Consider the following 25,412-nt stretch of genomic DNA (forward strand, 5'->3'; position numbering starts at 1 on the left):
AATGCGGATGGCGTTGAGGTGCAGCTTCCACCCATGCCGTTCCACGCGAATGCGCCTGTCATAATACAAAGGCGCGAAAGGAGAAGAACGCGGAGATTCCTCATCCCCGCGTTCCACAGATCAAAACTTACTTCGCAGCCAACGTCTTGCCTTCGGAGAAGGCAGCGCGCTGTGCTTCACGTTCTGCATCCGGGGCCGGAACCAGGCCATATTCGGCGAGCGGGCCGTCAGGACCGATCATCTGGTCGTTGAGGAAGAACTCAACATATTCCTTGAGGCCGGGGATGACGCCGAGATGCGCCTTCTTCACGTAGAAGAACAGCGGACGCGACACCGGATATTCACCCGAAGCAACCGTTGCAGCCGAAGGGGTAACATCGTTGACGGTGGCAACCTTCAGCTTGTCGGCATTGTTTTCGAAGAAATAGAGGCCGAAAACGCCAACGCCGGTCTTGTTGGAGTCGATGCGGGCCAGCGTTTCAGCATAGTCGCCATCGATGTCGACAGCCTTGCCGTCCTTGCGCACTGCGATACAGGCGGAAGCGGCAGCCTTGTCGTCGAGGCCGGTCTTCTTGATTTCATCCAGAGCGCCCGAGTGCTTGCAGCCGTCAGCCAGAACCTTTTCTTCAAAGACTTCGCGGGTGCCGTGCTTTTCGCCCGGGATGTAGGCAGCAATGTCCCAATCCGGCAGGTTCGGGTTGACCTGATTCCACTTGGTGTTCGGATTGTCGACCAGCTTGCCGTCCACAACGAGCTTGGCTGCGAGCGCCTTGTAGACGTCTTCCGGCTTCAGCTTCCAATCCGGACCCTTGACGTCGGTCGCAAACACGATGCCGTCATAGCCGAAGCGCACTTCCTGAACGTCCTTGACGCCAGCGTCGATGCACGACTTCAGTTCCGAGTCCTTCATGGCGCGCGATGCATTGGCGATGTCGATGGTGTTTTCACCGACGCCCTTGCAGAATTCCTTGATACCCGCGCCCGAGCCGCCCGATTCAACAACCGGCGTCTTGAAGTTCGGGAAGGTTTCACCGAAGGTTTCGGCGACGATTTTTGCATAAGGCAGAACGGTCGAGGAACCGGCAACCTGAATCTGATCGCGCGCCTGGGCGGCGGAAACCGACATAACGGCAGCGATGGCGAGCGCTGCGGTCGAGGAAATCATCTTGTTCATGAGCTGCGGCTCCTGTTGTAAAAGACATATGACGATGTGGCGTCGTTAGCCCTCTACGCGCTCTATATTACATTCATATGACACTATTGTTACAGGTTTGTATCAGAGCCGCTTGCCAGTGATTTTGTGGGGTTTTGCCGCGCCTTGAACCGGCAAAGAATAATGCGGCGTTCGTCCACCGCTTGAGTGTCGGTTTCGAATGATCGACCGGCCACCGAATAACGGCTCCCAATTTCCAGCCAATTTACCCAGCCGCCTCTCCAGACCTATGCTTTGAACGACAAAGTGACAATACAAGGTTTCCGCAGTGACCTATCCACGTCTGTTCAACCTCGTCTGGATAATTGCGCTCGCGAGCTCCCTATCGCAGTCCCAAGCTCAGAGCCGTGTGCTCACCATTGCTACCGAAGGATATTTTCGGCCCTATAATCTCACGCGGTCCGATGGCACGCTCGACGGCTATGAGGTCGAGCTGGGCCAGCACCTTTGCCAGACGATGAAAGTCGAATGCAATTTTATCGCCATTCCCTTCGACGCCATCATAACAAGCCTGCAGATTGGCAAAGCCGATGCTGTGATGGGAGCGCTGTCAGCAACAAAAGCGCGTGAGAAAGTCATCGATTTCTCCGTATCCTACGGCCGCACGCCGCAAGTCTTCGCCACCCTGCGCGACGGTCCCTACAGCAAGCTGCCTCACATGGAGGAGAACCTGGACCTTTCGGACAATAAGCGTGAAACGGAGCAAGCCCTTCAAGATGTGAATACCGCGATAAAGGGAGCGACCGTCGGTGTCGTGGGTGGATCGATAGCCCAATCTCTGATCAATGCATATTTCAGAGAAGGAACCACTATCCGCGAGTATAAAACCGCCGAGCAGGTCGATCTCGATCTCGCAAACGGACGCATCGACATGCAGGTCACCGCCCGATCCTATCTGAACACGATCCAGAAGACGCAGGCCTATTCCAACGTCGTCATGACCGGGCCGCTTTTCAAAGGCGGCCTGCTCGGGAGCGGGGTCGCTGTCGGTCTGCGCAAGGACGAAGCTGAACTCAAGCGCCAATTCGATTCTGCAATCATGGCGGCGAAGGCCGATGGCACTATCAAAAGGCTATCCGAAAAATGGTTCGGGTTCGACGTGACCCCGTAGGTGATTAAAACGGGACGCCTTTAAGTTACCCGGTCTAAACTCACTCGTTCGGGCGAGACAACACATAGGCGGCAGAACCCAGCATGAACAGTGTTACTACTGTTGCCAGCAGCCAGCCAGGTTTGGCGCCCCACCAGAAAATGCCATATCCGAATGCCATGCCAAGACAGGCGTAGAGCTTGGCGCGCGGCGGAATGGCACCACGCTCGCGCCATTTTATGACCAACGGTCCGAAACGTTGATCCGCGAGCAACCGGGCCTCGATCTTCGGCGACGACCGCGCGAAGAACCATGCAGCAAAAATGATGAAGATCGTTGTCGGCATGACCGGCAGGAATGCACCCACAATGCCAAGTCCGAGCATGAGAAAGCCGAGGCAAAGATAGACGATCCGCTTGCTCGCCGAGATTGCGGGCGAAGCGGCGTCGATCCTGTCTTTTTCCGGGTGGTCCTGCATGGCGTTCCGTCGTCTGGTCTGAACGCTTATAGCAGGAATTCAACGCTTTCGTGCAGGGTGATAGCAGTCAAAGAAACGTCATCTCAACCTCTTTCGGGCCTGTGGATAACTTTCAAAGTTCGACAAGAGCTTCTCGAGCACAGTCAGAAATTGCAATTTTGCCCCCAAAACGCCTCATTTCGTCAACTTTGCCGCCGACGCTGAAAACTTACCTTGCAAATAAAAATTGCATCGCCGCCGGGGCCAGCTGCCACACACGAAAGCAGCTTTTCTTGCAATGGGCGCGCGAAATCAAGGCACAGCGAAGTGCCACCGCAGATTCCTAACGAATCGTAAACAGCTTTACAGTAAACAACACGAACACTTCCTAATATTCCTTTGTTGTGTTTAAGCCATAAAGTAAACAACGGTCAGTATAGGATGATTTTCCCTGCGGGATATAGATTCAGTTATCGCATAATGTTCTCATTCGAACCACGCCAGCGCCACATTTAGATTCCAGTTCGGAACCGTCTTTCTCAGCGACAACTGTGGGACACTCCGTTAACAACTAGTGGAACTGGCATGACTTTCAAGACCCGTATGGCTATGCTTGCCGTTGCGGCAACCGGTCTTCTCGCGGCCACCGCAATCGAGGCTTCAGCACAGCAATGCGGCGGTGCCTCCTGGTACGCCCTCACTTCCCGTACGGCTTCGGGTGAACGCATGAACCCGTCCGGCCTGACCGCAGCACACCGCACCCTGCCGCTTGGCAGCAAGGTCAAGGTTACCAATCAGAGAAACGGCAAGTCGCTTGTCGTGCGCATCAACGATCGCGGCCCGTTCATCAAGGGGCGCGTCCTCGACCTGTCCAAGGGCGCCGCAGGCCGGCTCGGCTTCATTGGCGCAGGACACACCAAGGTCTGCTTTACGCCTTTGTGATCCAGCAAGGTCGCGTTCAGTCGCTGGACATGGAGCATTTCCGATCCAGATTTGATCGTTGGAAATGCTCCGTCCAACTGTTTTCGGCATATTCTTCCCCTAAAAGCCGGTTTTCGCTTTTGGGGAATGCTATCTCCGATCCAGCCTGTCGGTGAACCAGCGGGTCAGATTGATCCAGACCTCGTCCTTTTCGGCGGCATCCTCGATCCCGTGCTCAAGATTAGGGTTGTCGTTGACTTCGATCACGACCACCCCATCATCCGTTTCCTTCAGATCGACACCATAAAGCCCGTCGCCAATACACCGTGCCGCGCGTAAGCCGGTTTCCAGCACCAATGGCGGCGCGTCGCCCAGCGCATAGGATCGAAACCCGCCTTCCAGCGGTTTGCCGCCCGTATCGTGCTTGACAATCTGCCAGTGGTTCTTGGCCATCATATACTGGCATATGAAGAGTGGCTTGCCGTCCAGAACGCCGACGCGCCAGTCAAACTTCGTCGGCATGTATTTTTGCGCCAGCAGGAGATCACTGTCCTCCAGCCACAGGACAGCAAGCGCTTTCAGTTCGCCGAAATCCTTCACCTTCTTCACGCCGCGCGAGAATGACGAATCCGGTATCTTGATGACCATCGGAAAACCGAGCATGTCGGCGGCACGTTCCAGATCCTCCTCCCCCGCAATCATCACCGTTGGCGGGACCGCCACCTCGTTGGCCTGCATCAATTCATGCAGATAAACCTTGTTGGTGCAGCGGATCATGGACATCGGGTCATCGATCACCGGCATGTTTTCCTGCTGCGCCCGGCGGGCGAAACGATAGGTGTGATTGGAGATCGACGTCGTCTCGCGGATGAACAATGCGTCAAAATTGGCAAGCCGGGGCAGATCGCGCTTGCCGATCGGTTCCACTTCCACGCCGAGCCTTGCCGCGATCCTTGCCCAATGCTTCAGCGTTGAAACGGTTGACGGCGGCATCGCTTCCTTCGGGTCGCACAGCGTTGCGAAGGAATAGCGCGCTGGCACCTTTGGGCGCGCCGCGCGCCACTCACGCTGGGTATATCGGTCGAGTGCCTCCTCGAAACGTTCCTTCTGGTCCTTGGAAAACTTGGCGATGTTGGCAAAGCCGATCTTCTGGATTCGGGCCCATTCACCTGGCTTGACGGATACTTCCAGCGATGGCGCGCGAAACCAGTCGAAGAGCAGCCGTCCGAATTTTTCAAAGTCGGGGCTGTCGGCAAGTCCGAAATGCACGTGGATTGTCTCGGGTGCCTTTTCCGGATGCTTGCCGAGCGCCTTGTTCAGCATGTCTTCAAGTTCGGGAATGGCGTTTTCATAGAGCCGCCGTTCCGAGAGATCGATCATGGTTTCCACGGAAGGGATGATGCGGTGTCCCCGCGCTTCCGCCAGAAGCGAAGCATAATAGCCGCGGCTCTGATAAGCGTAGGAGCGCGACAGATTGATGATCCGCGGGCGCAACTGGCCATTGAAGAGCGATGGATGTGCGAGGTAATCGCGCGTGGTCATGACCTTGTGTGGCGTCGCCCCATTATCGATATCCGAGAGGCGTCCTACCAGAATGACGCAGATCGTCATCAGTCCGTCCTTTTTTCCAGAATAACGGCTGCCCTGAGCCCATCACTGCCGAACCGCGCGATACGGTCGAAAATGTGAAAGGGAACAGGAACATTTGCGGCATCGGCGATGGTCTCGCCCAGCTCTTCCTCCACCCAGGGGTCGTGAATGAGAATGTGACGCCCGTCTTCGCCATGGGCCAGCACCCAATGCGGCACTTTCTTGCCGAACATATGATAACCGCTGACAAGCACGATCACTGCCGCTCCACGGCGCAGGGCCGTCAGAATGTCGTGCAGGGTAAAGCTGCGATAATCCACCGGTATGGCATAGGCTTCCGTGCGCTGCCGGAAATCGGTTTGGGCCAGTTGCATGACCTTGCGCTTTTCTTCCGAACGCACCGATTGCAGGAAAAGCATATCCTCGATGGATACGATGACCGATGCTTTCAGTCCGCGTTCATGCGCGGCGACTGCAAGTCCGAAGGGTTCGCAACCGCCGGGCCCTGACATCATATAGATGGTGGTCGCATCACGCCACAGACGGACTTCTAGCACGGGATCAAGTCGGGTCTCCTGATTGTGCCGGGCCAGCACCATCATCAGGCAGGCCGCGCCGCAGGTGAAACCGGTCGTCTGCTCGTAATAAGGAAAGGCGGTGACCGGCGAAACGTCACCGCGAACCGTCTTTTCAAATCGCAGCGCGTCAGAATGGTCGGCATAGTAATCGAGATAGCGCCCGATGGGACGGTAGCCGTGCCGCTTGTAGAGCGCAATGGCGCGCTCATTATCCTCGCGCACCTCAAGCCGCAGCAATGGACGGTCGTGGTCATAAGCCGCTGTTTCCGCCGCCTGCAGCAGAAGCGAGCCGACGCCCTTGACCTTTGCCTCCGGATCGACGGCTATGGAATAGAGCCGCGCCAGCGCAGTGCCATGGCGAAACAGGATCATCGCATAGCCGGTGACTGCGCCATCCACCGTTGCAACAATGGTTTCTGCGGTCGGCCGCGCGATGAGGGCGCGAAAGGAACGGCGGGAAATCCGGTCTGTCTCGAAACAGCGTTCCTCGATGCGCAGGAGCGCATCTATGTCGTCTGCCGTGGCCTTGCGCGTCGTTGCGCCTGTCATCGTCTGGCCTTTGCAAAGGGATCGTTCCGATCCGGTCGAACACCAACAATTGGCTTATTCGGGGCAAAAAACAAGCGCCCGGACCGTGGCAAAATTATGGGTAATTTTTACCGTCGGAGCTGGCTTTCCGATGGCCGACAACTTCAATTACAGATTGCATTATCAGGAGTTACCCGCATTAACCATTAATTAAGAAGTCAGGCGATCGCGAGGCAAACCGAATTGACTCCGGACTATTTCAGACATTAACGTTTCGTTAATAAATGAGTAATGGCGAGAGCCAAAAGGCGTTGAGTATGTTTTGCGTTGTTCGCTCGACCACAAAGATTATGGCAGCCGCCGGTTTCGCAGTCTCGCTGCTGATGGCAAGCTTTGGTGCGGAAGCTGCCTCCGGCGACTTCATGCAGACCGGCAAGCTGACCTCGCAGCCGATCGGACATTATGAATTCTGCAAGCGCGAGCCCAAGGAATGCGGCATCACCAGCCGAGACACCCGCGCGCTGCAACTCAACCATTCGAACTGGCAGCGCATCGTCGAGATTAACCTTGCGATCAACGAGCGCATCAAGCCGATGACCGACATGGAAATCTACGGCGTCGAGGAATACTGGGCTTATCCGACGACCGTTGGCGACTGCGAAGATTACGTGTTGCTGAAGCAGCGTGAATTGCAGAAGGCCGGCATCCCGCTCACCGATCTTCTGATCACCGTCGTACGCAAGCCGGACGGCGAAGGGCACGCGGTCCTCACCGTTCGCACCGATCGCGGCGATTTCGTTCTTGATAACCTGACGGACGAAGTCATGCGCTGGAACGAGACGGATTACACCTATCTGAAGCGTCAGGCCGCGAACGACACCGGTCGCTGGGTTACCATTGAAGGTCCCGACAATCTCCTCGTCGGCTCAGTGCGCTGACATTGCGATCTCTCCATCTGTTTGGAAAATGCCCCGGAATGTGCTATCCGTTCCGGGTCTAAAAAGGAGAGATCGGTGCGGTTAGCCCGATCCCCGTTGCAAAGCGGGTCCTGGCCTTCGCGGTTGCCGTCATTTGGCAGATGCGTCGAGTCCCTTGACCTTTCACTCCGATGCAATGGTGCATTGGAGAACAAGAGGTCTTGGTTATGAAACAGCAAATCTCCGTCATCACACTTGGCATCGCCGATCTCGGGCGCTCACGTCGCTTTTACACAGAAGGCTTCGGCTGGATTCCGGTTTTCGAGAATGACGAAATCATCTTTTATCAGATGAACGGTTTCGTTCTCGGAACCTTTCTGAAATCGGCGCTTGAATCCGACATGGACCGAGATGGTCTCTTGCAGCCGGGTGCCTTTTCGCTTGCTCACAATGTGGAGCGAGAAGCCGAGGTCACGCCGCTGATGAACCGGCTGGTTGACGCTGGCGGCAAATTATTGCGCCCGGCCGACGCGCCCATCCATGGCGGTTTTCGCGGTTATGTCGCCGATCCTGATGATCACGCCTGGGAAATTGCTTGGAACCCGGCCTGGGCCATCGACGAGAATGGTCTTGTGACGTTTGGAATATGAGCCGGATAGGGCAGGCAACGGGGCGCTTTCGTGCCCTTAGCCTCATAACGATGTGATTATTGCGGGGCGGCGCGTGGCAAAAATCTATTTCATCTCGCATCCGGAAGTCATCGTCGATCCGGCAAAGTCTGTTCCATCGTGGAACCTTTCGGAGCGTGGTATCGAACGGATGCGTTCTTTTGCCGGTCGGCCTGAGCTGCAATCGATCAGGTCGATCTGGTCCAGTACTGAAACAAAGGCAATTGAAGCCGCCGAAATCCTGGCCGGTGTTTTAGGAATAATTCCGTCGACCGACTATCGTTTTAGTGAAACCGACCGAAGCTCCACCGGCTTTCTACCTCCCGACCAGCACGAAATGGTGGCCGACCAGTTCTTTTCAGCCCCAGACAAAAGCATTCGCGGGTGGGAGCGGGCCATTGATGTACAATACCGCATCACGCAGGGCTTCAAATGCGTGGAACGGCTCTCGGCTTCGCACGATACTGCCATTGTCGGCCATGGCGGCTCCGGCACGATACTTCTCTGTTATCTTGCGGGACTCCCGATCAGCCGCCAATATGACCAGCCCCATCAGGGACATTACTGGTGCTATTCATATGAGGAAAGAACTGTCCTCCATCATTGGAAACCGATAGCGCCGCGCTGAATTTCATTAAGGACATCGCTAAAGGTGGTCAGGCTGCTGAAACCAGCCTTTCCGCGCCCATGCGGTAAGATATGGCGCTGGCCAGATGGATGCGGCCCACCTTGTCGCTGCCATCGAGATCCGCCAGCGTGCGGGCCACTTTCAGGATACGATGATAGGCGCGGGCGGAAAAATGCATCTGCTCGCTCGCATCGCGCAAAAGCTTCAGTCCTGCCGCATCCGGCTCCGCGACCTCCTCTATCAGTTTGGCCGAACAATAGGCGTTGGTCATGGAGGGTTCCAGACCGAGCGCGGAATAGCGCTCGCTCTGTACTGCGCGGGCGCGGGCGACGCGTTGCGCGACCGCCGCGCTTGTTTCCGAGCGGGACGGCTTGATGAGATCGAAGGCGGAGACAGCGGGCATATCGACCCGCAAGTCGATGCGATCCAGAAGCGGGCCTGAAATGCGGGCCTGATAATCAGCCTGACAACGCGGCCCGCGCGCGCAGACATGCCCCGGTTCGCCCGCCATGCCGCAGCGGCAGGGATTCATGGCGGCAATGAGTTGAAAGCGCGCCGGATAGCTGGTGCGGTGATTGACGCGGGCAATCAGACATTCGCCGGTTTCAAGCGGCTGGCGCAGCGAATCCAGCACCTGCGGCGAGAATTCCGGAAACTCATCCAGAAACAGCACGCCATTATGCGCAAGCGATACTTCGCCGGGCCGTGCGCGCAGTCCGCCGCCAACCATTGCCGCCATTGATGCCGAATGATGCGGTGCGCGGAACGGACGGCGGTCGGACAGTTTTCCGCCCGAAAGCTCACCCGCAATCGAGGCGATCATCGACACGTCCAGCAATTCGCGCGGAGAAAGACGCGGCAGAATGGATGGCAATCGCTGGGCGAGCATGGATTTGCCGGATCCCGGTGGCCCCACAAGCAGCAAATTATGGTTGCCAGCGGCGGCGATTTCAAGCGCCCGCTTGGCGGTCTCCTGCCCCTTTATGTCGGCAAGGTCGAGTTCCGTTTCACCGGAAATCCGCATGGATGGTTCGGGCCGGGTCAAAACCTGCGTGCCGCGAAAATGGTTGGCAAGGGCGATGAGGCTGCGTGGCGCCAATATGTCGATGTCGGCACCCGCCCATGCTGCCTCCGGACCGCAGGAATGCGGACAGATAAGCCCTTTCTGCTCCCGGTTAGCGCCGATTGCAGCGGGCAGGACACCCGCCACCGATGTTATCGAACCGTCGAGCGACAATTCACCCAGAACGAGATAGGACTGGATCGCATCCGCTGGAATGGCGCCAATCGCCGCCATAAGCCCGACGGCAATGGGCAAATCATAATGCGACCCTTCTTTCGGCAGGTCAGCAGGCGCCAGATTGACCGTCACCCGCTTGGTTGGCATGGACAGGCCGGAAGCGTGGAGGGCCGCCTGCACCCGCTCCCGGCTTTCCGCCACAGCCTTGTCCGGCAGGCCGACGATGGACATGCCCATCTTGCCCGGCGCCACCATCACCTGCACGTCGACAGGCACAGCCTCTATGCCCTGAAAAGCAACCGTCCCAACCCGCGCGACCATGTGCCCCCGCTCGCCACGCACCACATCTCTCAAGTGAGATAAAGTTCAAATACAACTCAGAGAGTTAAGCACGAGCGAGCGGCGAATTCAAGAACAATAAGAGAACGAAGTGGTGGTTTCTACCGCTTGGCTTCCACCGCATCCCAGAACAAGGCCGCAATGTTGGTTCCGTCGAAACGCTGGATTTCGCGGATGCCGGTTGGCGAGGTGACGTTGATCTCGGTCATGTAGTCGCCGATCACATCGATGCCGACCAGAATGAAGCCGCGCTCTTTCAGCGATGGGCCAATGCGCTCGCAGATCTCGCGTTCACGCGGCGTCAACTTGCTCTGTTCGGCACGCCCGCCGACATGCATGTTAGAACGGGCATCGGTTTCCGACGGCACGCGATTGATTGCGCCGACGGGCTCGCCATCGATCAGGATAATGCGTTTGTCGCCAGCACGCACGTCCTTCAGATAGCGCTGCGCAATGAAGGGCTCCTTGAACAGCTGACCGAACATTTCCAGAAGCGAGGTCAGGTTGCGATCGCCATCGGCCAGATGGAACACGCCAGCACCGCCATTACCGTAAAGCGGCTTCAAGATGATGTCGCCGAACTCGCGACGGAAATCCATGACTTCCTGCGGGTCCTTGGTGATCAGCGTTTCCGGCATGAGGTCGGGAAACTCCGTCACGAAGATTTTTTCGGGACTGTTGCGCACCCATGCCGGATCGTTGACCACCAATGTCTTCGGGTGAATCCGCTCCAGAAGATGAGTGGTGGTGATATAGTTCATGTCGAAAGGCGGGTCCTGACGCAGAAGTACCACATCCATTTCCGACAGGTCGCGGCGGATTGGCTCGCCCAGCGTATAGTGATCACCTTTGATGTCGCGCACTTCCATCTTTTCGAGGCGGGCGGAAACGACGCCATCGCGCATTGAAAGCCGGTCCGGCGTATAATGGTAAAGCTCATGACCGCGCTTCTGCGCCTCGAGCGAAAGGGCGAATGTAGTATCGCCCGCGATATTCACCGTGCTGATATGGTCCATCTGGACCGCGACTTTGAGAGCCATGATTTCCTCGCGATTCGAAGTTGCGGGAAATCTAAAACGGAATGAACGGGCAACATAGTCCTTTCTCTCAATCCGGCGTGGACTTCGCTTGCGCCTTTTCAGTGCGTGAAGCTGAACTGGATCAGTTTTCATCCATTGTTTATGCTGGCACTGTAGCTGCAAATCGCTGCTGGCGTTTCGGGAGGAAAATGTGACCGTTGTTAGAACTACGCTGTTTGCCGACCATGTAGCAGAACTGGGCGAAGGTCCCGGCTATGATCCCTTGAGCGGAAATGTCTGGTGGTTCGACATTCTCGGCCAGAAACTGATCGAGAAGAACTGGGACAGCGGCGAAACCCACGTCCATGCGCTCGGCATGAAAGCGAGCGCTCTCGCCGTGATCGACCGCGACCGGCAGTTGATCGTCAGCGAACATGGCCTGTTCATTCGTGAGCGCGCCAACGGGCGCCTCACCCTTCATCACCCGCTTGAAGCAGACAATGAAGTCACCCGCTCCAACGACGCGCGCGTGCATCCTTCGGGATCGTTCTGGATCGGCACGATGGGCAAAAAAGCCGAACCCGATGCAGGCTCCATCTGGTGGTATCGCGAAGGCCAGGTGAAAAAGCTGTTTTCCGGCATCACGATCACCAATTCGATCTGCTTTTCCCCTGACGGAAAGATCGCCTATTTTGCCGATACGGATCGCAACATCATCTGGCGGGTTGATACGGACCCCGAAACCGGATTGCCGGTATCCGACAAAAGCGTCTTCCACCATCGAACCGAAGAGGGCGGCGTCGATGGCTCAGTCGTTGATGCCGAAGGCACGCTGTGGAATGCCTGCTGGGGCGGCAGATCGCTCAATGCCTATTCACCGCAAGGCCGCCTGATCCGCTCTGTTCCACTGCCTGTGGGCCAGCCATCGTGCCCAGCTTTCGTCGGGCCGAATGCGACGGCGCTGATCGTGACAAGTGCACATGAAGGCCTGGACGATGAGGCCCGCCAGTCCGATCCCCATGCCGGAAAGGTGTTACTGCTTGATCTCACAGTTGCCGGACGGCACGATCCGCCGGTATTCTTATAAAAAGCCTACCTGGAACATCTCATGCTTTCTTGAATTATCGAGCGCCGGGATCAAAAACTCCGGATCGCAGTGAAGCACTGTCTTTCGCAGAAAGAAGCCAATTCAGCAGCAATACATAATTATGTGAATAAATCTTCCAATTTTCCGCCCTTACGCCTAGCTTCTATCGGCATACAAGAACATTATTTTTAAGATATTATATAATTCTACATTTTAACTTAATTGCATAAGGAAATATTGTGCCGACATTATCAAATAATCCAAACCCGCACTCTATAGAGCAAGCCAAATATAGACGCTACAACGTTTTAACGGACAATGGTCAAGCAATGCTGGCCAGCTATAAAAAAGGCATACAAGCCATGCTTAATTTGTCCGCTAGCGATAGAAGAAATTGGTTCAGACACGCATTTATTCATTTTTTTGACTGCCCCCACGGCAATTGGTGGTTTCCAGTTTGGCACCGTGCCTATCTATATTGGTTTGAGAACATCATTCGAAAACTCAGCGGTGACATACTATTCACACTACCTTACTGGGATTGGACGGAATACCCTGAAATTCCAGCAAGTATGTTTGATGGTGTATTAACACCAACTGATAAAGCCTATCTCCCATATACACAAGACGAGGCAGTTTTTACAGATTTTATCAAGCCCTCCCTTGCTTCCTTCTGGAGCAGCATGGGTACAATGCAAGACTATCAGATGGAGCTGCGGGGATACAAATCCTTTAACGATATGTGGCAAGCTGTGCTTGGTTATAATGGAGACAAAAAAGACCCAGGAAGTGAAGCTTTCGCAACAACAGATAATTCACGATACCTTACACTAGTGAAACGTTCCCTCGATAAGAGGACAAAATCAAATGTATCGTTGAATGTTATCAATGATGCGCTAGCACCACAAGAGTTCTATTCTCCCGATACTACCCTTAGCTTCACCAGTGCCAAGACTGATTCTCATGTAGTGATGCCAAAGGAAAAGCAGTTTTTTTCCATACTCGAAGGCCAGCCACATAATTCGGTGCATAATTGCATAGGAGGAGTAGGCCCTCTAGACCCAGGCCCTTATGCCTACATGGCCAATTTCCTGTCCCCCGTTGACCCCATATTTTTTCTTCACCATGCAAATATTGATAGACTATGGGATGTGTGGGCACGAAAGCAGGAATCTCTTAACTTGCCAGATCTTCCGATGACAATGGATGATCGTATTCGTTACAAAGAAGAGAATTTTTATTTTTTTACGGATGAGTCAGGCAATCCCATAATATCTGCTAAAGCTATTAGTTATCATTATATTTCTACATTGCAATATGATTATGAGCCAGGTTCTGGAGAAAATATAATAAACACCTCTGTCCGCGCTGATTTAAGTAATTCCTATACATACTCCGGAAAAACTAACGGATATTCTATGTCGATACAAATTCCGTCCAAGTTCCTGGATATTACCAACGAAACCAATAAATCTCTGGTCGTTACTATCAGCTTTAACAGGCCGGACGAAGGGCGCGGCTTCGACATCTTGGTGAATGCACCCCAAGGTATGACAACCGTCGATACAAACAGTCCGTATTACGGAGGTACAGTCGTATTTTTTGGGCCACCAATGAGTGGCATGACAATGTCAAACGATACAGCCTTTACCCTCATCCTTCCTCAAACGCTGGAAATTTTTCATACGGCTTACGCGGATGAATTTGCAACACTGGTATTCACATTAGTGCCATCCGTAAACACCCCAGGCGAACAACCTCTGATAATCCAAACATTAACGGTGCGAGCATTGTAATAGTTTCACCCAGGATTAATAGGACAACTCCTTGATCCTGAGTTAGACCTTCTCCGAACGAACTGGATGATTACGACAGACGAGTCGGCGGCTTCTGCAAGTCGATTCTGCTTTCGTCGGGCCGGACCCATGAAGGCCTGGACGTTGAGGCCCGCCGGTCCGATCCCCATGCCGGAAAGGTGTTACTGCTTGATCTCACAGTTGCCGGACGGCACGATCCACCGGTTCGACTCTGAATAACAAATAAAAAGGGCCCTTGGGGCCCTTTGATCTAAACACCTTCGACGATGATGATCTCGCCATCGGCGACCGTCTGCCGGATCGCCTTCGCCGCCCGATATTCCGGAGAATTGTAGCAATCGAGCGCGTGCTGCATGGTCTCGAATTCGATGATGACATTTCGGGCGCGGCCCGGCCCTTCAACGGCTTCAGCCTTGCCGCCGCGTGCGATGAAATTTGCGCCATAACGCTCAAATGCCGGTTTCGCCGTCGACACATAGTCCTTGTATCGCTCGGGATCACGGACGTCCACGCGGGCAATCCAGTAAGCTTTGGTCATGCTCTCTCCTCCAGTAACTCTTTCATGCAACCGAGCGCATTTCTTCCAGAATGGCAAGGGCCGCCGCTTTCCGATCAGCCGCGCCGACAATCGGGCGTGCGACGACCAGATGGCTGGCTCCGGCTTTCAATGCATCGGCAGGTGTCATGACCCGTTTCTGGTCGCCCTTTTCCGAACCGGCTGGACGAATGCCCGGCGTGACGATGGCCATGTCCGGACCGACCGCCTGACGGATGGCTGCAGCCTCCACGGCAGAAGCGACGATGCCGCCCATGCCCGCCTCGCGCGCCTGACGGGCCCGCTTCAGCACCAGCGTTTCCGCATCGTCGGAATATCCGGCTTCCCGCAGATCGGCATTGTCCATTGAGGTCAGAACCGTAACGCCCAGGAGGCAGAGGTTCGATCCCCTTGCGGCTTCCACTGCTGCCCGCATCGCTTTCGGGTAGGCATGAAGCGTGAGCATGGAAACGCCCATTTTCGCGACATTTTCGACGCCCTTTGCAATGGTGTTGTCGATATCGAGGAGCTTCATGTCGAGGAAGACTTTTTTCTTCGCCGCGACGAGGCTTTTTGCGAAATCGAGGCCGCCCGCGAATACGAGTTGATAGCCGATCTTGTAGAAGGAAACGGCGTCCCCCAACTCTTCGACTACCTTCTCCGCCTCAGTAATAGTCGGCACGTCAAGGCCCACGATCAGCTGATCGCGCAAATCTGTCGTCGTCATGAGAGTCTCCGTGGTGATTTTTACTCTCTTCGCACAACAGGACCCGTTACGAAAGAGATGGAATCAGCTTTTTGCTTCTTCCACCCGCGTGATGAGGCTCCGGCAGACAGCAGAAAGCATCCTGGCGCTGCGCTCTTCTTTCAGCGTTCCATCCTCATTGAACGCCATGGATGCATGACCGACGGAGCATTGCTCCGTGACGATCTGCACTCCGACATTCATCAGCACGGCGCGCAGGTGATAAAGCCCCCGCATTCCCGCAAAAACGCCGTCGGAACTCGAGCAGAGACCGACCGTCAGACCGGCATAAGGCCTGAATGGTTGGTCGCCATCCTTCGAGATGCGGCTGACCCAATCGATGGTGTTTTTCAGAAGCGGCGGGATCGAGGCGTTATATTCCGGCGAACAGATCATCAGCCCGTCATGCTGGGCAAACAGACGACCCAGCCTCATCGCGTTCTCGGGAACGCCATGTTCCTTTTCCAGGTTCTGGTCCATGATCGGCAGCGGATAGTCGGCGAGCGTGATGCGCGTGACCTCAGCCCCCTGCATCCGCAACTCCTTTTCGGCTGCATCAGCCATATGTCCGGAAAAAGCGCCGATGCGAACCGAACCCGCGAAGACGAGAATACGTGCAGTCATGAAAGCCTCGCGAGAATTTACACCAGTGGGCTGCGATAAACCCAGAGCTGCGCCGGCGGCACGTTCCGCACCACGAAATCATAGTGCTGAACGGTATAATTGCCGCGGCCGGCGGGAACCGGCGGCAGGGGACCATAGGTGATCTGCATCAGGGGCCGTCCGCGCGGAATGCGCGAAAGCAGGCTTTCCACGAGCTGGATGCGCCGGTCCATCGGGAAATTGAGCATCGGCACGGCAGAAATGATGCAGTCGAATTTCTGGTCCTTCTTCTCGCCCAGCGCGCTGTCGAGATCGAATGCGTCACCCTGAATGATGTTGACCTCCGGAAAGATCGTATTCAGGTGATCCACGAAGTCCTGCGAATATTCGATGGAATAAAGGTCGGCAGGTTTCACGCCCTGTTTCAGGATCGCCTTGGTGATGACGCCCGTACCCGGTCCAAGTTCAAGAACCGGAAGGCCGGAACCGGTGTCGATGACGCTCGCCATGCGGCGCGCGGTAACGGAACTCGTGGGCAGAATGGCGCCGACGGCTTTCGGCCCGTCTATCCATCCCTTGAAAAAACGAATTTCCTCATCGAACTTAGCGGCCAGTTTCCTGCCGAGCTGTCCTGCCATTCTCGCTGCTCCCATTGTCGTTATTGGACAAGTTTATGCCGCTTTGAATTCCCTAAGCAAGGCGTGAATAAGGAAAAGAACAAAAAAGGGAGCCGAAAGGCTCCCATTTCTATTCTCCGATACCTTCGAAGAATTCTTTCATCCTTGAGAAAAACCCGGCTGATTTCGGGCTATTCTCTTGCGAGGATAGTTTTTCGAACTCTTCGAGCAGTTCGCGCTGACGCTTGGACAGGTTCTGCGGCGTCTCGATGTCGATCTGTATATAAAGATCGCCGACGGCTGCCTGCCGCAGGACCGGCATGCCCTTGCCCTTGAGGCGGAACTGCTTGCCGTTCTGCGTGCCTTCCGGAACCTTGACCCGCGTCTGGGTGCCGTCGAGCGTCGACACTTCGAACTGGCCGCCAAGCGCTGCCGTCGTCATCGAGATCGGCACCTTGCAATAAAGGTCCGAGCCGTCGCGCTGGAAAAACTCATGCGGCTTGACTGAAAGGAAGATGTAGAGATCGCCCGACGGACCGCCGCGCATGCCAGCTTCGCCTTCACCGGCCAAACGGATACGTGTGCCATCCTCGATGCCTGCCGGAATATTGACCGACAGCGAACGTTCCTGCGTGACGCGGCCCTGGCCGTGGCACTTGCCGCAAGGGTCCTTGATGATCTGCCCGCGCCCGTTACAGGTCGGGCAGGTGCGCTCGACCGAGAAAAAGCCCTGGGCAGCGCGGACACGCCCCGAACCCGAACACATGGTACAGGTGGTCGGCTGTGAACCGGCCTTCGCGCCGGAACCGGAGCACTCGTCACAGGTGATGGACGTCGGAACGCGAATCTGCGCGGTCTTGCCCGCATAGGCTTCTTCCAGCGTCACTTCCATATTGTAGCGAAGATCGGCGCCGCGTTCGCGTCCGCCATTGGAGCGACGGCGACCGCCGCCCATCATCTCGCCAAAAATGTCCTCGAAGATATCGGCAAAGCCGCCACCGCCGGCAAAACCGTTGCCGAAACCGCCGCCCATACCGCCATTTTCAAAGGCTGCGTGGCCAAACCGGTCATATGCGGCACGCTTCTGCGGGTCCTTCAGCGTTTCGTAAGCCTCGCCGATTTCCTTGAACTTGCGTTCAGCTTCCGGATTATCCGGATTGCGATCCGGATGATATTCCATGGCGAGTTTGCGAAAGGCTGTCTTCAGCGTCTTGTCGTCTGCTGTTCTTTCAACACCCAGAGCTTCGTAGTAGTCGATCTTCATCAGTTCGTTATCCCGGCGACAGGAACGCGCCTTTTGTTTTCACGGACATCGTATCCCGAAACCGGTCCCCAGATTCGTGCGACACGCCCCAAAGCGTTCAACACTTGTCGGGGGCCAGCGTTTCCAATTGTTCATCAATCGAAGTGCCTTTCCCGACCCATATGTCGGAGGAGCACTCCTGGTTTCAGTATCAACACCCACTTTGCCCGAAACCGTCTCGTGCTTTTCAAGATGTATGCAGGCCAGAGCGATTTTTCAAATGGAGGCTTTGCCCGATATTTCCATCGGTATTCCACCGACACCGGCCAGCATGCAGGCTTATACAAAACCTGCGAATATGAACATCTCGAAAATTGGCAAAAGCCCGGGGCAAACCCCGGGCTTGAGCGTATTAAGCCTGAAATTACGACTTCTTCTTGTCGTCGTCGATTTCTTCATAATCGGCGTCGACAACATCGTCGTTTGAAGCCTTCTCTTCGCTACCGCCGGCAGCACCGGTTTCAGCAGCCTGAGCGGCTTCATACATGGCCTGACCGAGCTTCATGGAAGCTTCGGCGAGCGTCTGCGTCTTGGCCTTGATGTCGTCGGCATCATCGCCTTCAAGTGCGGTCTTGAGGCTTGCAAGCGCATCCTCAATGGCCTTCTTGTCGTCAGCCGAAACCTTGTCACCATATTCGCTCAGCGACTTTTCGGTCGAGTGAACGAGGCTTTCGCCCTGGTTCTTGGCTTCCACGGCCTCGCGGCGCTTCTTGTCGGCTTCGGCATTCGCCTCGGCGTCCTTGACCATCTTTTCGATGTCGGCATCGCTCAGACCACCGGATGCCTGAATGCGAATCTGGTGTTCCTTGCCGGTGCCCTTGTCCTTGGCCGTCACGTTGACGATGCCGTTGGCGTCGATGTCGAAGGTCACTTCGATCTGCGGCACGCCACGCGGTGCGGGCGGAATGCCGACCAGGTCGAACTGGCCGAGCATCTTGTTGTCGGCTGCCATTTCACGCTCGCCCTGGAAGACGCGGATCGTCACGGCCGACTGGTTGTCTTCGGCGGTGGAGAAGGTCTGCGACTTCTTGGTCGGGATCGTGGTGTTGCGGTCGATCAGACGGGTGAACACGCCGCCCAGCGTTTCGATGCCGAGCGAAAGCGGGGTCACGTCGAGCAGCAGAACGTCCTTGACGTCGCCCTGCAGAACGCCGGCCTGAATTGCCGCCCCCATGGCGACGACTTCGTCAGGATTGACGCCCTTGTGCGGTTCCTTGCCGAAGAAGGCCTTAACGACTTCCTGAATCTTCGGCATGCGGGTCATGCCGCCGACCAGAATAACCTCGTCGATTTCGCCAGCCTTGAGACCGGCATCCTTCAGTGCTGCCTTGCAAGGCTCGATGGTGCGCTGGACGAGATCGTCGACCAGGCTTTCGAACTTGGCGCGCGACAGCTTGATGGCAAGGTGCTTCGGACCGGTGGCATCCGCCGTGATGAACGGCAGGTTCACTTCGGTCTGCTGCGAGGACGACAGTTCGATCTTGGCCTTTTCGGCAGCTTCCTTGAGGCGCTGCAGAGCGAGCTTGTCGTTCTTGAGGTCGATGCCGCTTTCCTTCTTGAACTCGGAAACGAGGTATTCGACCAGACGCATGTCAAAGTCTTCACCACCGAGGAAGGTGTCGCCGTTGGTCGACTTCACTTCAAAGACGCCATCGCCAATTTCAAGAACCGACACGTCGAAGGTGCCGCCGCCAAGGTCGTAGACAGCGATGGTCTTGCCGTCGTTCTTGTCCAGACCGTAAGCAAGCGCTGCCGCAGTCGGTTCGTTGATGATGCGCAGCACTTCAAGACCGGCGATCTTGCCGGCATCCTTGGTTGCCTGGCGCTGAGCGTCGTTGAAGTAGGCCGGAACGGTGATGACCGCCTGCGTGACCGTTTCGCCGAGATAGGATTCAGCGGTTTCCTTCATCTTCTGAAGGATCATCGCGGAGACCTGCGACGGGGAATATTTCTTGCCGTGGACTTCAACCCAGGCATCGCCATTGTCGCCCTTGACGATCTGGTATGGAACCAGATCCTTGTCCTTGGCGACCATCGGGTCGTCAAAGCGGCGGCCGATCAGGCGCTTGACCGCAAAAATGGTACCTTCCGGATTGGTGACGGCCTGACGCTTTGCAGGCTGGCCGATGAGACGTTCGTCACTATCGCTGAATGCAACGATCGAAGGGGTTGTACGCGCACCTTCGGCATTTTCGATGACCTTCGCGTTCTTGCCGTCCATGACGGATACGCAGGAGTTGGTCGTTCCCAGATCGATACCAATAACTTTAGCCATATTTCTCTCCATTCAGCAAACCGCCAAGACCTCTACCGAGCGTTCCATGGGCGGTTCCTATCGGTTTCACAATGCTCTTTTCACGATGCATATCCGGATACCGGTCCCGGTTTCCAGACGCACATCAATGCCCTGTGCGAGGCGTATATAAGAAACGCGGTTTTTCACTGCAAGTCACAAGAACCGGACAAAGACAGATTCCTTGCCCGATATTCCTTACAGGATCAACGGACTGTCTCGCTCCCGCCGGTTTTGCCCGCACGATAGATCGCATCGATGAATTTCTGGTTCGCCCTGGAATTTTCGAGCGAGAACAGCCGCGCATCCCTGTCGCCGCGTGCGGCCCGCACAAAGCTTTCGGCCTGAAGCTGGTAATGATTGGCATCACCGAACGACCATTCGCTCGCTCGTGTGTGTCCGGCATCGAAAAGCGCGATGCTGCCGTGGCCATATTTACCGGTATTGAACGGCGCATAGACTTCGATGAAGCCCTTGTCGCCATGGAAAACCATTGTCTGGCGTCCTGCAAGCTGCGTCGCGACGTAGAAGGTCAGATCGAAGCCGTCGAAACGGGCCGAAACATTGGCATAGCGGTCGGTGCCGAAGGCGGGATCATATTCCACCGACGCCTGGACCGACAGCGGTTCCTGACCGGTGACCATACGGGTGACGACGGTCGGATAGACGCCGATATCCGGCAGAGCACCGCCGCCCAGTTCCGGCTGGTTGCGCATATTGTCCGGATCGACGTTGAAATAGGAAAAGACACCCTGCACATGACGGAGCCTGCCGATGGCGCCTTCGGCCAAAAGTTCGCGCAGCTTGATCCACTGGGGATGGTAATAGACCATGAAGGCTTCGGCTATCGTGACCTTATGCTTGTCCCGGGCCGCGATGAGCTGGTCGATATCGTCGGCCCTGAGCGCGATCGGCTTTTCGCACAGGACATGCTTACCCGCTTCGGCTGCCTTGCGGCTCCATTCGATATGCTGCGAAGTGGGCAGCGGAATATAGACGCCGTCGACGGCGTCGCTTGCGAGGAGTTCCTCATAGGAACCGAATGCCAGCTGCGCACCAAAGCGGTCGGCAACCGATCGGGCACGTGACTGATCACGGCTTGCGATGGCATGAACGACGCCATTTTCGGACGCGCAAAGTGCGGGAATCACCTGCGTGACACCGATCCTGGCGGTGGAAAGAATACCCCAATGAAACATGCAATTCCCTCGTTCTTATGAATTCACTCCGGCGCGTCCCAGCCCTGAACGGTCAGTTCCGGCCAGAATTGCAGCGCGCGGGCCGCCTTGATTTCATGCGTTTCGCGGTTATCGATGGCACGATTGGGCCGAATGCGAAACGAAAAAATATCGTCGAGACCGAAAGGAGCGTGGATGATGAGCCCATGCTCCCCCGTCTCGCCGTGTTTGGCCAGCCGCGCGCCTACGCAATGGGCGATCGTCGAATAACGCTCTATGGATTCGGTCGCGGAACGAAGCGGCGGATAAGGCTGTCCGAAACGCTTTTCGAACCACAGATGCACCCGTGCCTGATTGCGTATCTCGACGGGAAGCGGAAACCCGCGAAAGACCTCGGCGCCCCGTGCGATAACCGCATCCTCCGCTTCCCAGGAAAGATCGCCGCCGTCGAAATAGATGATGTCGAGATCCTTGATTCCATGCAGGTTGGGCCGTCCGGTCAGCCGGTTCCAGATGGTGTTGTAGAGCGCGCCCGAGACGAGCCAGGACCCGGACGCCTTTCCGCCCAGGTCTCGCAGCCGATGCAGCGCATCGGCCAGCATCGTGCTTTCCAGCACCATCTGCGAAAAGATATTCCGCTGCCGTGAGGACGGGAGACCAGCGTAGCGCAGATGCTCCGGCAGCGTGTTCATCTGTCGGTTCCTGTTCCATGGCGATAAAAGTCGATGAATGCGCGCAATGCCGGGCGCATCTGGCGGCGGCTTGGATAATAAAGGTGGAAACCCTCGAAGGGCGCGCACCAGTCTTCCAGAACCCGGACCAGCCGACCCTCGGCCAGAAAATCCCGCGTATAATCCTCGAACAGCCAGACCAACCCCGCACCGGCAAGCGCAGCCTCGAGCAGGATGCCGTTGTCGTTGGCGATCAGCGGCCCTTCGACGCCGATTTCCACGATCTGGCCGTTCTTCTCGAACTCCCAGCGATAGAGCCGCCCTCCCGGAAAGCGCTGACGCAAACAGCGGTGCCGCGCCAGATCGCGCGGATGCGAAGGGGCCGGACGGGCTTCGAAATAGGCTGGCGATCCCACCACAGCGCCGCGCTGCGGGCCGCCGAGCCGCACCGCGATCATGTCGGCTTCCAGATTTTCGCCAAGCCGCACACCCGCATCGAAACCGGCAGCGACGATATCGGTGAAAGCGTTGTCAATGCGCAGATCCAGCGTGATGTCGGGGTAGAGCCGGGCGAATTCACCAAGGCGAGGCGCAAGCATTAGCTGCGTGGCGACGAGCGGGGCGGAAATGCGCAGGATTCCCGCAGGGCGGTCCTTCGTCTCCAGCGCGGCGCCCAATGCCTGATCGATTTCCGCCAGCGCGGGCGCAAGCCGCTCCAGAAGCCGGCGGCCCGCCTCCGTTGGCGCGACGCTGCGCGTCGTGCGCGCCAGAAGGCGCACGCCCAGACTGTCCTCCAGCGTGGCCACCGCATGGCTGACGGCAGAGGGGGCAATCGCCAGTTCCCGCGCCGCACCCCGAAAACTTCCATGCGCGGCAACGGCGGCAAGAACGGCAAGCTGGGACAGTTGGCTTCGATTCATTGTTATAAATTACAGAACAACCCGTGAAAATAAATCGGTATTATCGAACTGATCGCCCTGTTTTATGGTTCACGGCATGATCCCTCCGGACTGCAGCCGCCCCGAAAGTGCCTCCAGCCGGTTCGCCTCCCGATTTCCCACAGAAATTTCAGTACTTTCAATCAGTCATTCGAAAGGAACTACAATGCAACAGCGCAAACTCGGCCCGCAATTGAGCGTTTCCGCCCTTGGTTTCGGCTGCATGGGAATGACCTATGCCTATGGCGGACAGGACGAGCAGGACGCGATCCGCACACTGCACCGCGCCGTCGATCTCGGCGTGACTTTTTTCGATACGGCGGAGGTCTATGGCCCGTTCGAGAACGAGAAACTCGTCGGCAAGGCGCTGAAGCCCTTCAGGGAGCGGGTGACGATTGCAACGAAGTTTGGCTTCAGGATCGAAGACGGGCAGATGAAGGGTGTCGATAGCCGTCCCGAGCATATTCGCGACGTGGCCGAGGCTTCCCTGAAGCGGCTCGGAATCGATGTGATCGACCTGTTCTACCAGCATCGCGTCGACCCGTCCGTGCCGATCGAAGATGTGGTCGGCACCTTGAAGGACCTCATCGATGAGGGGAAGATTCGGGCGATCGGTCTTTCCGAAGCGGGCGCCTCCACGCTGCGCCGCGCGCATGCGGTCCATCCCATCGCCGCGCTGCAAAGCGAATATTCGCTATGGGCACGCGATCCGGAAGAGGGTGTTCTGCCGGTCTGTCGCGAACTCGGTATTGGTTTCGTACCCTATAGCCCGCTCGGGCGCGGCATGCTGACCGGCACGGTGCGCTCGCAGTCGGACCTTGCAGAAGACGATTTCCGCAAGACGCTGCCGCGTTTTCAGCCGGGCAATCTGGAAGCCAACAACCGGCAGGTGGATCGCATCCTGGAGATCGCGCAGGAAAAGCAGGTTACGCCCGCACAACTGGCGCTGGCTTGGGTATTGAGCCGGGGTGATTTCATCGTGCCAATCCCCGGCGTGCGCAAAATCCGCCATCTGGAAGACAATGTGAAAGCCGTCGAAGTCGTACTGACGCCGGAAGACCTGCAACGCCTGGACGAAGTGTCCACGCCGAACCTGATTGCAGGCGAGCGTTACAATGAACACCAGCTTGCGCTGACCGGTCTCTGATTGGATGCCCCAAACAAAAAGGGAGCCTCACGGGCTCCCTTCCTTTTTACATCCGGCGCAAGGCTGGCGGAGCGAGCGTCAGAAGCCCGCCTAGCGTCATGGCGAAACCCACCCATAGCGGCGCATGCAGGCCATAACCGGCCTCCATCGCCTGTCCGCCGATCCACGGCCCGAGCCCCAGACCGATATTGATGACCGATGCATGCATCGCGTTCACCAGCGCTCCGGGATGAGCGATCCGCATCACCCGCGCAATGAAGGCGGGGTTGAGCGCAATGCCCGTCAGGCCGATCATCACGATGGCGAGAATTGCAGCAGGCTTCAATTCTGCGAAAAGCGCAAAAATCAGCATCGCAGACAGCATCAGAACGAGGCCGATGGCGATGGTCGGGATCGTGTGGCGATCCGCAAAGCGCCCGGTGACATAATTGCCGACGATATTGGCGCCGCCGTAAACGGCAAGCAGCAATGGCACCTGCATGGCCGAGAAACCTGCAAGCTGCACCGTGATCGGCGACAGATAGCTGTAGACGGCGAAGGAAGAACCGATGACCAGCGCGCTTGTGGCGTAGGCGGCCCAGAGTTTCGGCTTGCGCATTTCCTTCAGCTCGGAGCGCAGATCGGCCTGCGGCGCATCGGGCGAAGATTCGATCTTGATTGCAATGACGAGCGCACAGACGAGGATCAGAACAACAATGGCCCAGAAGCTCGCCCTCCAGCCGAACGCATTGGTGATTGCCGTTGCGATGGGGACGCCGAAGACGGTGCAAAGCATGAGGCCTGCGAAGACGAGCGAGGAAGCGCGCCCGCGCAGTTCCGGTCCGACAAGCTGCGCCGTGATGGCAAGCATCAACCCGAAGCTCGTGGCCGCAGCCATGCCGGTCAGCACACGGGCGATCAGCAGAACCTGAAAACTGCTTGTGGAAGCGGCTACACTTTGCGCGGCCGCATAAAAGACCAGCAACAGCAGGAGCCCGCGCTTGTTCTCGATCTTCAGCGCCAGAAACAATATCGTTACCAGCGGCCCGCCGATCATCATGCCCAGCGCGTAAAGCGAGATGAGATTGCCGATATCGGCAATGGAACGGTCGAACGCCACCTGGAGGGAGGGCAGCATTCCCGAAATCATGAGTTCGGAAGTCGTGAGCGCAAAAACGCCGAGACTGAGGCAATAGACGACGAGCGGGATTGCCCGCGCCTTTTGCGCGGACGCAGGGACCCCTTCCGCCGCCAGGGCAGAATCGCACGTATCGTTCATGGGACGAATCCTATTTATATAGTATTGATTAC

General features: G+C 56.6%; 24 protein-coding genes. 8 read left to right on the top strand and 16 right to left on the bottom strand.

Annotated features, from left to right (window positions below):
* Positions 1-127: 127 nt before the first annotated feature.
* Positions 128-1,174 (bottom strand): PstS family phosphate ABC transporter substrate-binding protein, encoded by a 1,047-nt coding sequence (locus JNC63_RS13750; protein WP_063619851.1) that lies wholly within the window; start codon positions 1,172-1,174, stop codon positions 128-130.
* Positions 1,175-1,481: 307 nt separating this feature from the next.
* On the opposite strand from JNC63_RS13750, the gene JNC63_RS13755 reads away from it, so the two are divergent.
* Positions 1,482-2,324 (top strand): transporter substrate-binding domain-containing protein, encoded by an 843-nt coding sequence (locus JNC63_RS13755; RefSeq protein WP_063619850.1) that lies wholly within the window; start codon positions 1,482-1,484, stop codon positions 2,322-2,324.
* Positions 2,325-2,364: 40 nt separating this feature from the next.
* Here JNC63_RS13755 and JNC63_RS13760 read toward each other — a convergent pair whose 3' ends face one another.
* Complete coding sequence (locus tag JNC63_RS13760) at positions 2,365-2,781, bottom strand: YbaN family protein (protein WP_021587609.1); 417 nt, start codon at positions 2,779-2,781, stop codon at positions 2,365-2,367.
* A gap of 564 nt (positions 2,782-3,345) precedes the next feature.
* Between JNC63_RS13760 and JNC63_RS13765 the strand changes: the two genes are divergently transcribed.
* The gene (locus JNC63_RS13765; RefSeq protein ID WP_006468123.1) at positions 3,346-3,702 is read left to right on the top strand and encodes a septal ring lytic transglycosylase RlpA family protein; all 357 of its coding nucleotides are present in this window, start codon (positions 3,346-3,348) and stop codon (positions 3,700-3,702) included.
* A gap of 129 nt (positions 3,703-3,831) precedes the next feature.
* Here the strand turns inward: JNC63_RS13765 and JNC63_RS13770 are convergent, their stop codons facing one another.
* Positions 3,832-5,292, bottom strand: coding sequence for a RimK family ATP-grasp domain-containing protein (locus JNC63_RS13770; RefSeq protein WP_063619849.1), 1,461 nt, complete (start codon positions 5,290-5,292; stop codon positions 3,832-3,834).
* Entirely contained in the window at positions 5,292-6,398 is a 1,107-nt protein-coding gene (locus JNC63_RS13775) for a GNAT family N-acetyltransferase/peptidase C39 family protein (RefSeq protein ID WP_374846415.1), read from the bottom strand. The genes JNC63_RS13770 and JNC63_RS13775 overlap by 1 nt, the downstream gene beginning before the upstream one ends.
* Positions 6,399-6,694: 296 nt before the next feature.
* On the opposite strand from JNC63_RS13775, the gene JNC63_RS13780 reads away from it, so the two are divergent.
* The 3 genes from JNC63_RS13780 to JNC63_RS13790 all read left to right on the top strand — a co-directional run bounded on the left by JNC63_RS13780 (position 6,695) and on the right by JNC63_RS13790 (position 8,590).
* On the top strand, positions 6,695-7,315 hold the full coding sequence (locus JNC63_RS13780) for a transglutaminase-like cysteine peptidase (protein ID WP_006472618.1): 621 nt from the start codon (positions 6,695-6,697) through the stop codon (positions 7,313-7,315).
* A 206-nt stretch (positions 7,316-7,521) separates the two neighbouring features.
* Complete coding sequence (locus tag JNC63_RS13785; protein ID WP_006472617.1) at positions 7,522-7,944, top strand: VOC family protein; 423 nt, start codon at positions 7,522-7,524, stop codon at positions 7,942-7,944.
* Between the two features lie 73 nt (positions 7,945-8,017).
* Positions 8,018-8,590, top strand: a complete 573-nt coding sequence (locus JNC63_RS13790) for a histidine phosphatase family protein (protein WP_063620055.1) — start codon at positions 8,018-8,020, stop codon at positions 8,588-8,590.
* A 28-nt stretch (positions 8,591-8,618) separates the two neighbouring features.
* On the opposite strand, the gene JNC63_RS13795 is transcribed toward JNC63_RS13790, so the two are convergent.
* Together JNC63_RS13795 and gshB are read right to left on the bottom strand one after the other, a co-directional pair.
* Positions 8,619-10,151: a YifB family Mg chelatase-like AAA ATPase gene (locus tag JNC63_RS13795; protein ID WP_063619847.1), complete on the bottom strand. Its 1,533-nt coding sequence runs from the start codon at positions 10,149-10,151 to the stop codon at positions 8,619-8,621.
* Between the two features lie 119 nt (positions 10,152-10,270).
* A complete protein-coding gene (gene gshB, locus JNC63_RS13800; protein WP_063619846.1) occupies positions 10,271-11,209 on the bottom strand; it encodes a glutathione synthase in 939 nt (312 codons plus the stop codon).
* Positions 11,210-11,399: 190 nt separating this feature from the next.
* Here gshB and JNC63_RS13805 point away from each other — a divergent pair, with 190 nt between their 5' ends.
* The gene (locus tag JNC63_RS13805; protein ID WP_374846417.1) at positions 11,400-12,275 is read left to right on the top strand and encodes an SMP-30/gluconolactonase/LRE family protein; all 876 of its coding nucleotides are present in this window, start codon (positions 11,400-11,402) and stop codon (positions 12,273-12,275) included.
* Positions 12,276-12,514: 239 nt separating this feature from the next.
* The gene (locus tag JNC63_RS13810; RefSeq protein ID WP_138725251.1) at positions 12,515-14,071 is read left to right on the top strand and encodes a tyrosinase family protein; all 1,557 of its coding nucleotides are present in this window, start codon (positions 12,515-12,517) and stop codon (positions 14,069-14,071) included.
* Between the two features lie 271 nt (positions 14,072-14,342).
* Here JNC63_RS13810 and JNC63_RS13815 read toward each other — a convergent pair whose 3' ends face one another.
* The 9 genes from JNC63_RS13815 to JNC63_RS13855 all read right to left on the bottom strand — a co-directional run bounded on the left by JNC63_RS13815 (position 14,343) and on the right by JNC63_RS13855 (position 22,957).
* Positions 14,343-14,630, bottom strand: coding sequence for a DUF1330 domain-containing protein (locus JNC63_RS13815; protein ID WP_063619843.1), 288 nt, complete (start codon positions 14,628-14,630; stop codon positions 14,343-14,345).
* 22 nt (positions 14,631-14,652) lie between these two features.
* Positions 14,653-15,354, bottom strand: coding sequence for an orotidine-5'-phosphate decarboxylase (pyrF, locus tag JNC63_RS13820; RefSeq protein WP_063619842.1), 702 nt, complete (start codon positions 15,352-15,354; stop codon positions 14,653-14,655).
* Between the two features lie 63 nt (positions 15,355-15,417).
* Positions 15,418-15,996, bottom strand: a complete 579-nt coding sequence (locus JNC63_RS13825; protein WP_021587598.1) for an NADPH-dependent FMN reductase — start codon at positions 15,994-15,996, stop codon at positions 15,418-15,420.
* A gap of 17 nt (positions 15,997-16,013) precedes the next feature.
* Positions 16,014-16,613, bottom strand: coding sequence for a phospholipid N-methyltransferase PmtA (gene pmtA, locus JNC63_RS13830; RefSeq protein WP_006472612.1), 600 nt, complete (start codon positions 16,611-16,613; stop codon positions 16,014-16,016).
* Positions 16,614-16,722: 109 nt separating this feature from the next.
* A complete protein-coding gene (gene dnaJ, locus JNC63_RS13835) occupies positions 16,723-17,856 on the bottom strand; it encodes a molecular chaperone DnaJ (RefSeq protein WP_006468111.1) in 1,134 nt (377 codons plus the stop codon).
* 403 nt (positions 17,857-18,259) lie between these two features.
* Positions 18,260-20,170, bottom strand: coding sequence for a molecular chaperone DnaK (gene dnaK, locus JNC63_RS13840; protein ID WP_021587596.1), 1,911 nt, complete (start codon positions 20,168-20,170; stop codon positions 18,260-18,262).
* A gap of 224 nt (positions 20,171-20,394) precedes the next feature.
* The gene (locus JNC63_RS13845; protein ID WP_063619841.1) at positions 20,395-21,387 is read right to left on the bottom strand and encodes a Gfo/Idh/MocA family protein; all 993 of its coding nucleotides are present in this window, start codon (positions 21,385-21,387) and stop codon (positions 20,395-20,397) included.
* Positions 21,388-21,410: 23 nt separating this feature from the next.
* Positions 21,411-22,058: a nucleotidyltransferase family protein gene (locus tag JNC63_RS13850; RefSeq protein WP_063619840.1), complete on the bottom strand. Its 648-nt coding sequence runs from the start codon at positions 22,056-22,058 to the stop codon at positions 21,411-21,413.
* Entirely contained in the window at positions 22,055-22,957 is a 903-nt protein-coding gene (locus tag JNC63_RS13855) for a LysR family transcriptional regulator (RefSeq protein ID WP_063619839.1), read from the bottom strand. The genes JNC63_RS13850 and JNC63_RS13855 overlap by 4 nt, the downstream gene beginning before the upstream one ends.
* A gap of 184 nt (positions 22,958-23,141) precedes the next feature.
* Here JNC63_RS13855 and JNC63_RS13860 point away from each other — a divergent pair, with 184 nt between their 5' ends.
* Positions 23,142-24,122, top strand: coding sequence for an aldo/keto reductase (locus tag JNC63_RS13860; protein WP_063619838.1), 981 nt, complete (start codon positions 23,142-23,144; stop codon positions 24,120-24,122).
* A 46-nt stretch (positions 24,123-24,168) separates the two neighbouring features.
* Here JNC63_RS13860 and JNC63_RS13865 read toward each other — a convergent pair whose 3' ends face one another.
* Positions 24,169-25,380 carry an MFS transporter gene (locus JNC63_RS13865; protein WP_063619837.1) on the bottom strand — a complete coding sequence of 404 codons (1,212 nt, stop codon included), beginning with the start codon at positions 25,378-25,380 and terminating at the stop codon, positions 24,169-24,171.
* Between the last annotated feature and the right edge of the window lie 32 nt (positions 25,381-25,412).

Source organism: Brucella ciceri (assembly GCF_041930145.1).
GTDB lineage: Bacteria > Pseudomonadota > Alphaproteobacteria > Rhizobiales > Rhizobiaceae > Brucella > Brucella intermedia.